Annotated in this window: 15 protein-coding genes; 5 read left to right on the top strand and 10 right to left on the bottom strand. The window is 62.3% G+C overall.

The annotated features are described in order from the left end of the window. Nucleotides 1-34: 34 nt before the first annotated feature. Nucleotides 35-925 carry a universal stress protein gene (locus EGM97_RS15560; protein WP_238962093.1) on the bottom strand — a complete coding sequence of 297 codons (891 nt, stop codon included), beginning with the start codon at nt 923-925 and terminating at the stop codon, nt 35-37. 265 nt (nt 926-1,190) lie between these two features. On the opposite strand from EGM97_RS15560, the gene EGM97_RS15555 reads away from it, so the two are divergent. Further along, on the top strand, nt 1,191-1,754 hold the full coding sequence (locus EGM97_RS15555; RefSeq protein ID WP_238962094.1) for a GNAT family N-acetyltransferase: 564 nt from the start codon (nt 1,191-1,193) through the stop codon (nt 1,752-1,754). Nucleotides 1,755-1,804: 50 nt separating this feature from the next. Here the strand turns inward: EGM97_RS15555 and EGM97_RS15550 are convergent, their stop codons facing one another. Then, a complete protein-coding gene (locus EGM97_RS15550) occupies nt 1,805-2,716 on the bottom strand; it encodes a universal stress protein (RefSeq protein ID WP_238962095.1) in 912 nt (303 codons plus the stop codon). 100 nt (nt 2,717-2,816) lie between these two features. Then, complete coding sequence (locus EGM97_RS15545; RefSeq protein WP_238962096.1) at nt 2,817-4,067, bottom strand: MgtC/SapB family protein; 1,251 nt, start codon at nt 4,065-4,067, stop codon at nt 2,817-2,819. A 228-nt stretch (nt 4,068-4,295) separates the two neighbouring features. Between EGM97_RS15545 and EGM97_RS15540 the strand changes: the two genes are divergently transcribed. From EGM97_RS15540 to EGM97_RS15530, 3 genes are read left to right on the top strand one after another with little or no spacing between them, the layout of a single operon-like run. Further along, entirely contained in the window at nt 4,296-5,219 is a 924-nt protein-coding gene (locus EGM97_RS15540) for a universal stress protein (protein ID WP_238962097.1), read from the top strand. A 47-nt stretch (nt 5,220-5,266) separates the two neighbouring features. After that, nucleotides 5,267-5,701 carry a YeeE/YedE family protein gene (locus EGM97_RS15535; protein WP_238962098.1) on the top strand — a complete coding sequence of 145 codons (435 nt, stop codon included), beginning with the start codon at nt 5,267-5,269 and terminating at the stop codon, nt 5,699-5,701. A 1-nt stretch (nt 5,702) separates the two neighbouring features. Continuing rightward, a complete protein-coding gene (locus EGM97_RS15530; protein WP_238962099.1) occupies nt 5,703-6,122 on the top strand; it encodes a DUF6691 family protein in 420 nt (139 codons plus the stop codon). Nucleotides 6,123-6,175: 53 nt separating this feature from the next. Here EGM97_RS15530 and EGM97_RS15525 read toward each other — a convergent pair whose 3' ends face one another. The 7 genes from EGM97_RS15525 to EGM97_RS15495 are packed head-to-tail and all read right to left on the bottom strand — an operon-like array spanning nt 6,176 to nt 12,469. Beyond that, entirely contained in the window at nt 6,176-7,543 is a 1,368-nt protein-coding gene (locus EGM97_RS15525; protein WP_238962100.1) for a sensor histidine kinase, read from the bottom strand. Continuing rightward, nucleotides 7,540-8,202, bottom strand: a complete 663-nt coding sequence (locus EGM97_RS15520) for a response regulator (protein WP_238962101.1) — start codon at nt 8,200-8,202, stop codon at nt 7,540-7,542. Before EGM97_RS15520 ends, EGM97_RS15525 begins: the two co-directional genes overlap by 4 nt. A 10-nt stretch (nt 8,203-8,212) precedes the next feature. Beyond that, complete coding sequence (locus EGM97_RS15515) at nt 8,213-8,857, bottom strand: tetratricopeptide repeat protein (protein ID WP_238962102.1); 645 nt, start codon at nt 8,855-8,857, stop codon at nt 8,213-8,215. Further along, nucleotides 8,854-9,663, bottom strand: coding sequence for an SDR family oxidoreductase (locus tag EGM97_RS15510; protein WP_238962103.1), 810 nt, complete (start codon nt 9,661-9,663; stop codon nt 8,854-8,856). The genes EGM97_RS15515 and EGM97_RS15510 overlap by 4 nt, the downstream gene beginning before the upstream one ends. After that, entirely contained in the window at nt 9,650-10,324 is a 675-nt protein-coding gene (locus tag EGM97_RS15505) for an iron-containing redox enzyme family protein (RefSeq protein ID WP_238962104.1), read from the bottom strand. Before EGM97_RS15505 ends, EGM97_RS15510 begins: the two co-directional genes overlap by 14 nt. Next, nucleotides 10,321-11,802 carry an AMP-binding protein gene (locus EGM97_RS15500; RefSeq protein WP_238962105.1) on the bottom strand — a complete coding sequence of 494 codons (1,482 nt, stop codon included), beginning with the start codon at nt 11,800-11,802 and terminating at the stop codon, nt 10,321-10,323. Before EGM97_RS15500 ends, EGM97_RS15505 begins: the two co-directional genes overlap by 4 nt. Next, nucleotides 11,792-12,469 (bottom strand): thermostable hemolysin, encoded by a 678-nt coding sequence (locus tag EGM97_RS15495; protein ID WP_238962106.1) that lies wholly within the window; start codon nt 12,467-12,469, stop codon nt 11,792-11,794. Before EGM97_RS15495 ends, EGM97_RS15500 begins: the two co-directional genes overlap by 11 nt. 329 nt (nt 12,470-12,798) lie before the next feature. On the opposite strand from EGM97_RS15495, the gene EGM97_RS15490 reads away from it, so the two are divergent. After that, entirely contained in the window at nt 12,799-14,514 is a 1,716-nt protein-coding gene (locus EGM97_RS15490) for an amidase (protein WP_238962107.1), read from the top strand. Nucleotides 14,515-14,526 lie beyond the last annotated feature (12 nt).

Below are 14,526 nucleotides of genomic sequence, written 5' to 3'. Positions count from 1 at the left end.
TGCTCCGGTTACAGGGCCTGGCCCGTTCGTTGATTCATACCGCCAGAACACTGCATTGCACCTGGTAAAGGATATGCTCCGTCGTACTGCCCAGCAGCCCGAGCGGATCCCTGCGCTGGGACCGTCCCATGACGATCACGTCGACCTCATGCTCCAGGGCGAACTCACTGAGGGCCGAGACAGGCTGCCCGAGTAAGAAATGCCGGCGCTCGGCGGGCACACCGAACAGGCTGGCCAGTTCCAGGAACGATTTTTCCAGCGTTCTGCGCAACTCCTTGCTCAGCTGCGACAGTGCAAGGCCGCCACCTCCCGCATCACCCAGATAGACTGACGACACGTCAAAGGCATGGACCAGGTGCAACTCGGCATCGCATTGCAACGCCAGGCCGAGTGCCTGGCGAATAATCCGGTCGTTGAGCCCACTGTTGTATGCAAATGTGCTGGAAGGGTCTACCGCCGCGACCACCTTTTGCGGCAAGGCATGGCCGGTGGCGCCCACCAGGTACAACGGAACGGGGCATTCACGTAGCAGATGCCAGTCCAGCGGCGTGAAAAAAGCGCGCTTGAGCACAGATTCATGCTGGATTTGCTTGATCAGCAAGTCGGGTTGGAACTGCGTGACGTGTTGCAGGATCTGTTGACGCATCGCCTCGGCCCAGGCCACTTCCGTGGTGATCCGCAGGCCTCGATGACGCATCTGCTCAGCCTCCGCCTCCAACCAGTCGCGCTGGTCCTGGAAATAGTTCTGCCGCGCCTCTTCACGAGGTTCCTCTTCGAGCAGCGCGAGGACATCCAGCGAAGGGATCAAGGCGGTGACATGCAGGTGCGCCTCACTGGCGGCGGCCAGGGCAGCGGCGTGATGGAGCGCGGGAGAATGCCGTTGCGCCGGGTTCAGGATCAGCAACAGGCGTTGATATTGGCTCATGATGGATCTCCAGAATGGGGCTCGAACGCCACAGCCGGAGTCAGCCTCCGGCACCATGATCGACCGGACGATTGAGAGCGGCACCTCATGAGCTGATTCTGGTACGCAGCCAAGGTCATGACTTGATTTACATCAAATTCAGGACAGTCGGAAACGCGAGCACTGATCCAGATCAGAACTCGCCGGCGCCGTCAGGGTAGAACAGGTTCCCAAGCGCAGACTGTTCTGGCGCGCCGCAGGTTCCCATCCGATGGAGGATCGCCTCATGCTCACTGTCAAAGAACACAATGAACGCGCCGCAGCGCTGTACGCCAGCATCACCGGCAAGCATTGGATCCAGGCCCTGAAGGACGGTCGGCACGTTCTGATCAGGCCACTCAGGAACGAGGACCGCCAGCGTGAGTACGATTTCATCAAGCGCCTGTCGCCCGAGTCCCGGCATATGCGCTTCCTGGCGCAAATCAACGAGCCGGGCACCGCAATGCTCGATCAATTGATGGATATCGATTGCAAGACGCGCATGGCCTATATTGCCCTGGTCCATGACAACGGCCAGCTGATCGAGATCGGTGTCAGCCGCTATGGCGCGACCGCAGAGCATGAATGCGAGTGCGCGGTGACCGTGGCCGATGATTGGCAACATCTGGGGCTGGGGACATTGCTGATGGAGCACCTGATCGATGTCGCGCGTAAAAACGGTTTCCGCCAGATGTACTCGGTCGATTCCGCCAGTAACGCGGCGATGCGTGACCTGGCCCATGGCCTGGGGTTCGAAACCCGCACCGATCCCGACGATACCCGGCAGGTCATTCACCGGCTCTACCTGTAGTCATGGACGCTGGCGCGAGGTCCTCAGCGACCTCGCGCAGCGTCGATCCTTCATACCTGCGGCTTGACGGCCCAAATGCTGCAGGGGGCTCGCTGCAACAGCAGTTCGGCGGTGGTACCCAGGCGCCTGTCCAAGCCGTGATGCCCCGTAGTCCCCATGACAATGACATCGATCTGCTGTTCTGCCGCGAACCTGCAAATGCTGTTGACTGGCGAGCCTTCGATGAAGTGACGCTGCTGCGGTGCAACCCCGTGACGCTCGGCCAAATACCCGAACACATCATGTTGCGCCTCTCCCAGCGCTTCGTAGAGCCCGGTGGCCAGGGGCAATGCACCGATGCCCATGTCCGAAGCATAGACGGCCGTCCAGTCGAAAGCGTGTAACAGCTCGACCTGGGCATCGCATTGCTCGGCCAGTTTGACCGCGGCGTCAACGATCTGGTCGTTGAATACCAGGTCCTGCTCCTCGCTGCGCAACACATCGACAATCGCCAGAATTCGCCGAGGCCGTGGATGGCGAGGGTCAGTGACCAGATGCACCGGCACCGGACAGTCGCGCAGCAGGCGCCAGTCCAGCGGGGTGAAGAAGATCCGCTTCATCGCCGGCTCCGGCTGGGCATCCTTGATGATCAGGGCCAATGGCATCTCTTTGACGTATTGCTGCAAGGCCTGGTAGGCGTCTTTGCCCCAGATCACCTCGCACGTCACTTCCACCCCGTGTCGACGCGCCAACTCAGCCTGTTGCCAGAGCCAGTGCCGATGCGTCTCGAGGTAACCGTCACGCGCCTTCTTGACCTGATCGGGCGCGAAAAGACCGGCCACCGAAAGCAGCTCCAGATAATCGATGGCCACGATATGCAGAGGCAAATCCAGCGCCAGGGCCAGTTCGGTGGCGCGGTCGAAGGCGGGGGTGCGGATCATGGCGTCAGGGGCCACCAACAACAAACGTTGAGTCTGGGACATGGAAGACCTCGGCAGGTGGCTTGAGCCACTGAATGGATTGAGGATTCCAGAATGGCCACCTGCCGGGCGCACGCCTTGATCTTCATCAAAGTGCGCTCATTCAATTGCCCAGACGAGGAAGCAAGAGTCCGCCCCACCACGCCAGCGTGACCAGGACCTGTCCGGGAATGACGTAACCGGCAAAACTTCGCCCGCCACTGAGCCAGGCCACCACGCACTTGCTCAGCGAATTGGTGCTCAGGGCCAACAGGACCGGCACCGCGCCGCCATCGAGGGGTAACATGCCGGCCTTCGCCAGGGAAGCAATGGAGGCTGTCGAGGCATGGGCGTCGGCCAGTCCACTGAATATCGCGGTCACGATCACGCCTGTCTGCCCGAAACTGTCGAGCATCATCGACGACAACAACGTGATGCCCGTCATTGCCAGCGTCACGACCAGCGCCAGCCTGAGGCTGAACGCCCCGCCCACCTTGATCGGCTCATCGACCTGCCCCTTGGGGCGAGGAAACATCAGCAGACTGGCGTAGAGCAAGGTCATCGACAGGCCGCACAGCACCGGTCCCCACATCCAGCGCAACAGCGCCGGCTCAACGGCGCCGAGGATCAGCGCCACCTGAACCAGCGTCGCCAGGTTGGACAAGACCGCCGCCGCGCTTAGCACCTTGAGGCTGCCCGGCTGCTTGGCAGCTATACCTCCCATGGCGGCGATGGTCGCCGTCGCAGAGGCAAATCCCGAGGCAATCGCACTGACGGCATACCCGTAGCGAGCGCCCAAGGTGCGGACGGCGACATGCCCCAGCGCCCCCACGGCCATCAGCATGACCGTCAGGCTGCAAATGGTGCGCAGGTTGATTGCGTTGTAGGGCCCGACGAAACGATCCGGCACCAGCGGCAGTATCACCAGCGCCGCAATCAACAACACCAGGCCGTCGCGTAGCTCGGCTGCGGTCAATTGGCTGCGAGCAAAGTGATGCAACGCCTCGCGGCTGGCGAGCAGCCCGACCATGACCACTCCGATCGCCGTCGCCAGGGCTGGAGCGCTCACACACAGCGCCCCCAGTACCAACACGGTGAACAGCGCCACTTCAGTGGTAATGCCGGGGTCCTTGTCGAGGCGTTTGATATGAGCCGCCGTGACCAGCGCACCCAACGCCAGCACCATAAATCCCAGCAACAAAAACCCGCCCACCTGGACAGTCAGATAGCCAAGCAATGAGGTGACAGCGAAAGTTCTCAGGCCGGCGAAATTGCGTCGGGCGCCCTCGCCCTTGCGCCGCTCGCGCTCAAGCCCGGCCAGCAGACCAACGCCCAAGGCCGCGGCAGCATTGGCGAAGGACAGTATCTCGGTCATGAGGACGACTCTATGACGACGTCTCCGGTCGTAGCTGGGTTCAGCAGGTTCGAACCTGCTTCACAACCATAGCGCTATTGCCGCGGCGCCGCTGCTCCTGATGCGACGCGTTGACGTGTGGTTGATGCAAATCAAGTTCTCCAGGCCCGATGCGCTCATGATCGAACACGACACTACGCCGAGCGAAGGGTCGCCCGGTACCAACAGGTTCTTCCCGGGAGGTTTGTCATGTCTACGCAACCACGCTTGATGCTGGTCGTTTCGCCGCTGATGGAACACAGCCCCGCCTTCGACCGGGCGGCAGCCCTGGCCAAGGCCGAAGGCGCCGCACTGCATATCGTGGCGTTCGACTATCTGGAAGGGCTGGCCACGGCCGGGCTGGTCAACGAGCAGGCGCTGGAGCAGATGCGCCTGGGTTACATCGAGCGTCACCGCCAATGGCTGGAGGATCAGGCCAGGCCGTTGCGCAGGCTCGGACTTGAAGTCACGACAGAGGTCACCTGGGTCGAGCGCCCCTTGCAGGAAATCCTGATCCATCTCAAGGAACAGCCGATGGAGGTGCTGATCAAGTCGGTGGATCATGAATCCTGGCTCTCGCGCATGATGTTCACGCCGCTGGACGTTCACCTGCTGCGCGAGTGCAACGTGCCGCTGCACTTCGTCAATAAAGCCGCCCATGCGCATCCGCGCAAGATCCTCGCCGCCGTCGACCCGTTTCATTACGACGGACGCTACGAAGGCCTCAACGATCGCATCCTGAGCGAAGCCAACAAACTGGCCGCAACCTGCGACGCAACGCTGGAAGCCATTTATGCCTATGACCTGTCGTCCATCACCGCCGCCGAGTACGGTTATGGAAACGGGTCGATGTTCTTCTCCTCGACCCTGGCCCGGCAACTCTACGAATCCCAGGGCGAGGCATTCGACGCACTGGCCGAACGCAACGGCATCGCCCCCGAACAGCGGCGCATGATCATGGGTGACCCGGCCAAGGTACTGGCCAGCTACGCGGCGTCCCACGATATCGACGTCATCGTCATGGGCCGGGTGCGCTACAGTGGCCTGGACAAACTGATTGGCAGTACAGTGGAGGCGCTGCTTTACAAGATGCCGTGCAGCGTATGGGTGGTTGCGCCACAACAGATCGACTGAGGGCGTCAATCAGCCAGGGCCATTCCAGGAACAGGCAGGAGACTCCCTTGAATATCGACTGGATCCACTTCACGCCGTGGTCATCCTTGGCCGGCGGTGCACTGATCGGCCTGGCCGCGAGCCTGTTCGTCGTCGCCAACGGGCGCATCGCAGGCATCAGCGGTCTGATCGGCAGCGTGCTACAGCGGGGCAGTGAAGGCTGGAGCGAGAAGGCGCTGTTTCTCCTGGGTCTGCTGGTAGCACCGCTCCTGTGGAGTGTGTTTGCCCACATCCCGCCTATCGAGTTCCAGAGTGGCTCGTTCGGGCTCGTAGCCGCTGGACTGCTGGTGGGCATAGGTACCCGCTACGGCTCGGGCTGCACGAGTGGCCATGGGGTGTGCGGCATCTCGCGCCTTTCGCCGCGTTCGATGATTGCCACCGCCTGTTTCATGCTCAGCGGTTTCGCCACGGTGTTCGTCCTGCGTCATATGATGGAGGGGTGACATGCTCAAGCTGACGGCTTTCATGGCAGGGCTGCTCTTCGGCCTGGGCCTGCTCCTGTCGGGCATGACCAATCCGACCAAGGTCCTGGCATTTCTGGACTTGGCCGGAGCGTGGGACCCGTCCCTGGCCCTGGTGATGATCGGAGCGATTGGCGCAGCGATCGGTCCGATCACCTGGGCGCGCAAGCAGACCGGTTCGCTCCTGGGCAACCCGATGCAATTACCCACCAAACGCGAGCTGGATCGGCGTTTGATCGGCGGCAGTCTCGTGTTCGGCGTCGGCTGGGGAATAGCCGGCATCTGTCCCGGCCCTGCGGTCGCGAGTCTGTTGACGGGACACTGGCAATTCATCGTTTTCGTGCTGGCGATGTTGGCCGGGATGGGGGTGTTCACAGCATTGGAGCGGCGCCGCATTCCATGAATCAGCTCGATGGGCTGATCTCTGGAATGCCTCGACGCTGATGAACACGGGCCTCAGAAATCTTCTATCTCCAGCGTGGCGCGCAGCCCCCCTTCGGCACGATTCTCCAGGCGGACTCGCCCGCCCAGGCGCTCAGCGATAGTCCGTACGATCGTCAAGCCCAGCCCGGCACCCTGGTCATTGCCGCGGCTGTAGAAGCGCTCGAAGAGCCGGTCACCTTCGGCCTCGTCGATACCCGGTCCCTGGTCCTCGACAGAAAGTTCGTAGTGGTCACCCTGGCGGGCCAGTCGTACTGTGATGACACCGTTGGCCGGAGAAAAATTGGCGGCGTTGGTCACCAGGTTGTTCAAGGCAATGTCGATGACCATCGGGTCGATTCGAACCGGGCCGATGTCATCGCTGACATCCAGAATCGGCTCGAGCCCCTTGCTCAACAGCCATGGGGTCAGTTGCACCAGGCTGGCACGGACCGTCATGGGCAGATCAATGACCGCAGGAGCCGGAACGCCGGATTGTGGCTCGAGCCGTGCCATGGTGAGCAATTGATTGACCAACCGCGTGGTGCGATCAACCCCGGCCAGCAGATGTTGAAGGGATTCACAGCGGCTTTGCTCACTACCCGCTTCCATCAGGTTCTGTGCATGCACCCTGAGCACCGCCAGGGGCGTACGCATTTCGTGGGCAGCGTCGGCGATGAAACGTCGTTCGCGTCCCATCACTTCCTGAATCTGCGCGAGTACGCGGTTGAGCGCCGCCTGCATGGGCTCAAGCTCCGTCGGCAACGGCACCATCCGCAGGGGTTCGAGCGAGCCTGGGTGCCTGGCCCGCAATGTCGCCGCCATGTCCACCAGCGGCTTGAGTCCCCAGCCGATGGCCAGCCAGATCACCGCAGCCAGGATCAGGCTGCCGATCAGATTGGGCACCACGGTATGCCGGACGATGCGGTCGACCAGGTCGGCGCGCACATCGTCGCGCTCCCCTACCCAGATCTTCAGACCGTACTGCGGGTCATCCAGAACGAACGCCCGCCACGCATGGTTTCGCTGGTCCATCACATCGCTGAAGCCGCTAGCGCTCGGCGGTGAGGTAAAGGTCGGTGCACTGGCGGTATGTACCACCACTGCGCCTTCTGCGTTCCAGACCTGAAACGCGATCTTGCTTTCATACGGGTGCCCATTCACCTTGGGCGCCGCCTGCCCCAATGCCGAATTGAACGCCTGGTACAGCTCCGCGTGTTCCTTGCTCTCCACGGGTAGGCGCATCACTCCTTGCAGCAGACGGGCGTTCTGGGCCAGTTGGGCATCGTAGACTTCCGCGATTTCGTGGTTGCTGTCATGCAGGTTGAAGACCGTGATGATCAACAAGCCAAGCAATAGCAGCCCCAAAATCAGGGTAAGGGTGCGTCGGCGGATCGAAGTCATCGACGCTCCTCAACCAGATACCCCACGCCCCGAATGGTACGGATCAGGTCGTTGGAAAACTTCCTGCGCAGGTGATGGATGTGCACTTCGAGGGTATTGCTCTCCGCCTCCTCGCTCCAGCCGTACAGCAATTGCATCAGGTGATCGCGCGTCAGGACCCGCCCCGGTGGTGAGAGAAGTTCATGGAGCAACTGATACTCCTTGGGCGTCAGAGCGACCGGTTTGCCTTGGTAGCTGACCTGCTGCGTACCGGGATTCAGGCAAATGCCGGCATGCTCGATCAGTGCCTGGGCACGACCGGCACTGCGCCGCAACAGTGCCCTCAGACGGGCCTTGAGCTCCGCCAGGTCGAAAGGTTTGACCAGGTAATCATCGGCTCCGGCATCCAGCCCGGCGATACGGTCTTCGGTGGCGTCACGGGCAGTGAGGATCAGCACCGGCAGGTTCGAACCGCTGTCGCGCAAGCGGCGTAATACTTGCAAGCCGTCCATCCGTGGCAAGCCCAGGTCAAGCACCGCCAGGTCGAAGGCTTCACTGAGCAATGAATGCAGGGCGCTGCTGCCGTCCTGCAGCCAGTCGACGGTATAGCCTTCGCGACCCAACGCCTGACGAATGCCATCACCCAGCGCCACGTCATCCTCGATCAGTAATAAACGCACACCCGCTCCGTCAGTCGAGTTTCTTTTCCACATCCGCCAGCAGTGCCTGGATTTCCTTGCGGCGCCCGGCATCGGCGCTTTCGCGGCTTGGCCGAGGTGCCGCCAGCAAAGCTTTTTGCAGGGCCGCCCGGGCTTCACCATAACGCTTCTGACGGTAGAGGTGATCGCCCCAGAAGTACAGGCTGTCGATGCCGTTCGGGTTCAATTGCAGCGCCTGCTTGAGCAATTGCTCGGCTTTGTCCGAGTCTCCGAACCCCAAGGGCCAGCCCGGCACCCGGTCATACAGCGCACCGAGGCTGGTGTAGGCCGAGCCCTGCAGCGCCGTAGGGTCAAGCGTCAAGGCTTGTTCCAGATCGGCCTTGGCCTCCTTGACCTTGCTCAGCGCGCCTATCCCTCCCTTGGCCCCAGCCCAACTGCTGTTGACGATGCCGGACCAGATCCAGGCCTCGGCCACCGACTGACGCTCCTGTTTGAAGGCTGAAGACTGGACGGCAAGCTTTTCGAATGCGTCGGCACGTTGCCCCTCGGGTAAATCATATTGAATGTGCGCCCAGCTTTGCTGGATATCCCGCAAGCGTTGCTGATCGGCGCTGTCAAGAGCCCAGACGCTTTGCCCCAGGGTACAAAGTAGAAGACAGGCAAGGATGCTTTTCATGGTTTGGAATGCTCGTTTTCGGTTCTATGGCTCAGGCGACGGATCAGTGGCAATTGTTTGCGCAGCCCACGATCCACCAGGTTGGGCAACAGGCTGTTGAGGCCCACGAAAAATCGTTCCGGCCAGCCCAGGTACAGCTCGCGACGATCACCGGTTATCGCGTGGACCACTGCCGACGCCACGGTTTCGGGGTCGTCGACATTGGCCTTGAGCGCCTGGTTGAGGGCTTCGGCTGCCGGCGTATTCATCGAAGTGCGCGTGGCCCGTGGCGCCACGTAGAGCACACCGACACGGGTGTCGGCCAGTTCCCGCCGCAAGGCTTCGGAGAAACCGCGCAGGGCAAACTTGCTGGCGCAGTAACTGGCATAGCCGGCGTAGCCAATTGACCCATAGGTCGAACCGACGTTGACCACCATGGCGCTGTCGGCTTGCTTGAGCAGCGGCAACAGCAGTTTGGTCAGGCAGATCGGCGCGGTGACATTCAACGCCAGCATGGCACCGATCTCGCTGTCATCGAGCTGTTCGAGCATGGCGAAGTGGTTTACGCCGGCGGCATTGATCAGCAGGTTGATTCCGCCAAGCGCCTGGGCGGAGGCCAGGACCTTGCGCCGGTCGGCCAGATACGTCAGGTCGGCGCCAACCCAGTACAAGTGTTGCGGATAGCGTTCGATCAAGGGTTGCAAGGTTTCCCGATGCCTGGCCACGGCCAGCACCCGGGCGCCACTGGCACACAGGGCGGCAGCGATCGCCAGGCCGATCCCACCGCTGGCCCCGGTCAACACCACACGGGCGTCACACAGGCGCATGTTCAGACTCTCCGTTACGAGGCAGACCCCGGAACATGTCGGTGTACAGCCGGTACACCACTCTGGACGCATGAGTGACTGCAGCCTGGTCTGCCGGATCGTCCAGCCTGTTCATCAAGCCCCGGTAGGTCTGCATGTGTTCGATGTCCAGCGAACCGTGGGAGCTGAGGTAACTGAACGCGGTGGCCGGCAGTTCCAGCCGCTGGCGAATGCTGTCGGCGGCGTGGGTCGCCAAGGCAATGCTGGTGCCCTCAAGCACATTGACCATGCCGAACAGTCCCGCCGGGTTGCCCCGGGCGATCAGGTCATAGAGGTAACTGACCATCAGTTCGATGGGCAACGAAGGCTGCCCGTTGCACACCGCCTCCCTGTCGCCACCACAGGCCACGATGTCATCCAACACCCATTGTTCGTGGCCGTATTCTTCTTCGATGTACTCGCATATGGCTTTACGCAGCCATTCAAGACGTGAGGGCAGACGCGCACCACACGCCATCATCAACGGCACGGTGTGGCGTACGTGGTAATAGGCCTGGACCAGGAACTCCCGGTAAGCGGCCAGGCTGACCTGTCCTTCGAGCGCATCACGAATGATCGGCAGGTTGAACAGCGTATGACGCTCTTGCTGGGTGGCTTCTTGCAAGGTGTCGAAAAAACTCATGAAGGCAACTCCTCGGACAGAATGGGTGTGGTGAGCAGGGTCTGGTAACGCTCGACGATGGCGTCCCGACGCGGGCGTCCATTGGCCGTCAGTAAACCGTTGGCCGCCGTGAAGGGTTGGTCCAGTCGCGTCCAGCAATGGATACGCGCGTAATCGGGCAACGTGGCGTTGGCCTTGGCCACCGCCCGTTCCAGCACTTGAGAGGTACAATCGGCGCGAACTGGCCAGAGCAGCGCATGGTTGTGGGGCAAGGCTTCGCCATGGACGAAAGCCTGGGCAATGTCGCCGCCCTGGGTCAGTTCGGCTTCGACCCATTCAGGATTGACGTTGCGGCCGAAGCTGGTAACGAACTGATGCTTCTTGCGACCCCGCAGGTAGAGGAATCCATCATCGTCGAACGCCCCCAGATCGCCGCTGGGCCACCACTCTCCCGTGTACGGGGCTTCCCCCAGGTAGCCGAGCAGCATCGAGCCCTGGATCAGAACTTCGCCATCGTCGGCCAGGCGAAGCTGCACATGGGGCAGCGGTTGGCCGACACTGCCGGGACGATGCGCCTGTGGCCGGTTGAGGCAGACCACCGACGCGCACTCCGACAGACCATAGCCTTCGAATACCGGCAGGCCCACCCGTTCGGCCCGTTGCAGCAGGTCGTGGGACACTCGGGCACCGCCCACGGCGGCGAACCGGACAACGTGCGGATTGAACGCCTTCTGTTCGGCGGCCGTGACCAGCATCAACAGCAACTGCGGAACCAGGATCAGACTCTGCGCCCGTCGCTCGGCCAGGCATGCCAGCAGGCGTGTCGGGTCGACCCCGCTGGCGCCCTGGATGCCCAACGTCTTCTGGCTGGGAACGCTGAGCATGGCACCGGCATACAGCGCCGCGTAGCAACCCAGGTTTTCCAGCAGGATGGCCAAGGGCAACAAGGCCAGATGATGCTTTGCCTCGACCGGTTGGCTGGCCTGCTCCAGCTCGCGGGCAACCCGCAGCAGACTGTCGGCGCTCAGGCAGACGCCTTTGGGCGTACCCGTGGTGCCGGAAGTGAACGTCAGCTTGGCGGTGCCGGCCGGCAGCCGGTTCGGTCCGGCGAAATGCCGGTGCCAGAATTCGCCACTGTGGCGGTAGCCGGCGGCGTGAAGTTCCTCTTCGTAGAGGGGGTCTGCAATCACCCGTTCGGCCTGGCTCTGCTCCAGGCAATGGCGGCGTTGGGCCGGGCTGAAAAAGCCAGGCAGGATGACGCAGGCCAAGCCTTCGAACAGCGTGGCGAGGTCCCAGAGCATGGCCTCGATGCCGTTGTCCAGCGCCAGGGCGACAACGCTGATGTGTTCATCGCGCAGACGTTGCTGGCGATACTCGACTTCAGCGTAAAGCGTGGCGTAGTCCATTTTCGATCCATCGCCCCAGAGTGCAATGGCGTGCCCTCGGCGCTCGGCATGCTCACGCAGGGTGTGTTTGAACCGTTGCATTTCAGGCGACATGGCTTGTCTCCTCGGGAGGGGTCAATAGCCCCAGGCGACTGAACACGCCGGTATTGCGCAAATGGATGAAGCCGGCACGGATGTTTCCGACATGGACCCACGGCTGACTCTCGTAGTAGCGGCCCCAAAGGTGGCGATCTTCGCCCAGGCGCTGTGGATCGGCCGGGCACAAGGTCACCGGCTTGAGGCCCAGGCGATGAAAGCTGTTGACCAGCCCGGCATTGCCGGTGAACGCCACCCACTCCAGGCCTCCAACGGCCAACAGATAAGTGATGGCGATGATGCTCAACCGAGCACTGCCCGTGTCGCTGGCGGCCAGGTTGCCGACTTCGACGATACCGCCACGATCTACCGGGCGGTCGGCTGCGGCATTGATCAGCGGTTCGATCGGCCCATCCAGGTAATGCTCCAGAAACAGCGGCCCACGCGCCGCCAGACGCACGCCGGCCACCGCGCAAAGCACTCCCGCACCATCATCGAACCCGAACATCTCCGGCATGAAGTGACGAATATCGGCACCGTGGACCTGGCGAAAACGTTGCCGGACGAACGCCTCGAATTCGGCTCGCCGAGGATCACCCGGCAAAGCCCTGTGCAATCGACGAACCGGTTGTCCGGCATCGCCGAACGCCAGTGGCAGGTGGATATTCCAGTCAAAATCGGGCATGGACAGACAGTCTCCCTGGGCTAGTGGGAGGCAGTATCCGGTTCGTTTCTTAACGAAGTCTGAAGGCGGCTCTCAAGGACCGGTCGCCGGATCGATATGTTGCGGTAGCCCAACCGAAACAAGCGCCGCAAGCACAAGGGTTCACGAACGCTTGCAAATTCCGCATAACAGCAAAATTTCCTGCACAGGCCATTCAAATCTTCGCCTGGCCTTGATTTGAAGAAACCTAAACCTGCTTCCCGTAGTACAGTGCACGACATGAAAATCACCGGCCACTTCGAGACATCTGAAGTGGCCAGGATCCACCTACCGTCCCCAGCGATATCAGCATGATCGAAATCACCGAAGTTTCCATAGCCCAACTGCGCGCCGCGCTCGAGTCCGGCCAGACGACGGCGGTCGAGCTTGTCCAGGCCTACCTCGCCCGGATCGAAGCCTACGATGGACCCGACACGCCCACCGCTCTCAACGCGGTCGTGGTTCGCAATCCCGAAGCGCTCGCCGAGGCGCAGGCATCGGATGCCCGTCGCGCCAAGGGCCAGACACTGGGGCCGCTCGATGGCATTCCCTACACAGCCAAGGACAGTTACCTGGTCAAAGGGCTCACCGCCGCTTCCGGCAGCCCGGCTTTCGCCAACCTGATCGCCTATCGGGATGCATTCACCATCGAACGGCTTCGTGCCGCCGGGGCGATCTGCCTGGGCAAGACCAACATGCCGCCCATGGCCAATGGCGGCATGCAGCGAGGGGTTTATGGTCGTGCGGAAAGTCCCTACAACGGCGACTACCTCACCGCCCCGTTCGCGTCAGGCTCTTCCAATGGTGCGGGCACTGCAACGGCGGCCAGTTTCGCGGCGTTCGGCCTGGCTGAAGAAACCTGGTCGAGCGGACGCGGCCCGGCATCGAACAATGGCTTGTGCGCCTACACCCCTTCCCGCGGGGTGATCTCGGTGCGTGGCAACTGGCCGCTGACGCCGACGATGGATGTAGTCGTGCCCTACGCCAGGACCATGGCCGATCTCCTGGAAGTGCTCGATGTCGTGGTGGCCAATGACCCGGACACCCGCGGGGACCTGTGGCGCCTGCAACCCTGGGTGCCGATTCCGAGCGTCGACGCTGTTCGACCCGCCTCTTACCCGGAGCTGGCCGCCAACGCCAGCGCACTTGCCGGCATCCGCTTCGGCGTTCCCCGCATGTACATCAATGCCGATCCTGAAGCCGGTACGGCCGAAGCGCCAGGCATTGGCGGTCCGACGGGGCAACGCATCGTCACCCGTGCCTCGGTGATCGACCTCTGGGAACAGACCCGCCAAGCCCTCGAAGCCTGCGGCGCACAAGTGGTCGAGGTTGATTTCCCGCTGGTGTCCAACTGCGAAGGCGACCGCCCAGGCGCGCCGACCGTGTTCACCCGCGGCCTGGTGTCAAAGGAGTTCCTGCACCATGAGCTATGGGACCTGTCGGCCTGGGCGTTCGATGATTTTCTGCAGGCCAACGACGATCCGGCACTCAACCGCCTGGCCGACGTCGACGGCCCGCTGATTTTCCCCCACGACCCCGGCACCCTGCCCAACCGTGAGGACGACCTTGCCGCCGGCATGGACGAATACGTGAACATGGCCAAGCGCGGTATCACCCCCTGGGACCAGATCCCCACCCTGCCCGATGGCCTGCGTGGGCTTGAAGCGACACGCAAGATCGATCTGGAAGACTGGATGGACCACCTCGGCCTCGACGCGGTCATCTTCCCCACCGTGGCCGATGTCGGGCCAGCGGACGCCGACGTCAACCCGGTGTCCGCCGATATCGCCTGGAGCAACGGGGTCTGGGTCGCCAACGGCAACCTGGCCATCCGGCACCTGGGCGTTCCCACTGTCACGGTACCGATGGGCATCATGGCCGACATCGGCATGCCTGTCGGGCTGACATTTGCCGGTCGTGCCTATGACGATTCGACGCTGTTGCGCCTGGCCTCGGCGTATGAGTCCCTGGGATCGAAACGCCAGGTTCCACCCCGGACGCCGCCGCTGTCGGCCAAGGGTCGCTGAGACCCTCCTCGC

This window comes from Pseudomonas sp. AF32 (genome assembly GCF_022342325.2).
GTDB lineage: Bacteria > Pseudomonadota > Gammaproteobacteria > Pseudomonadales > Pseudomonadaceae > Aquipseudomonas > Aquipseudomonas uvaldensis.
The sequence above is the reverse complement of the archived record's forward strand: the minus strand, read 5'-3'. Positions and strand labels throughout refer to the sequence as shown.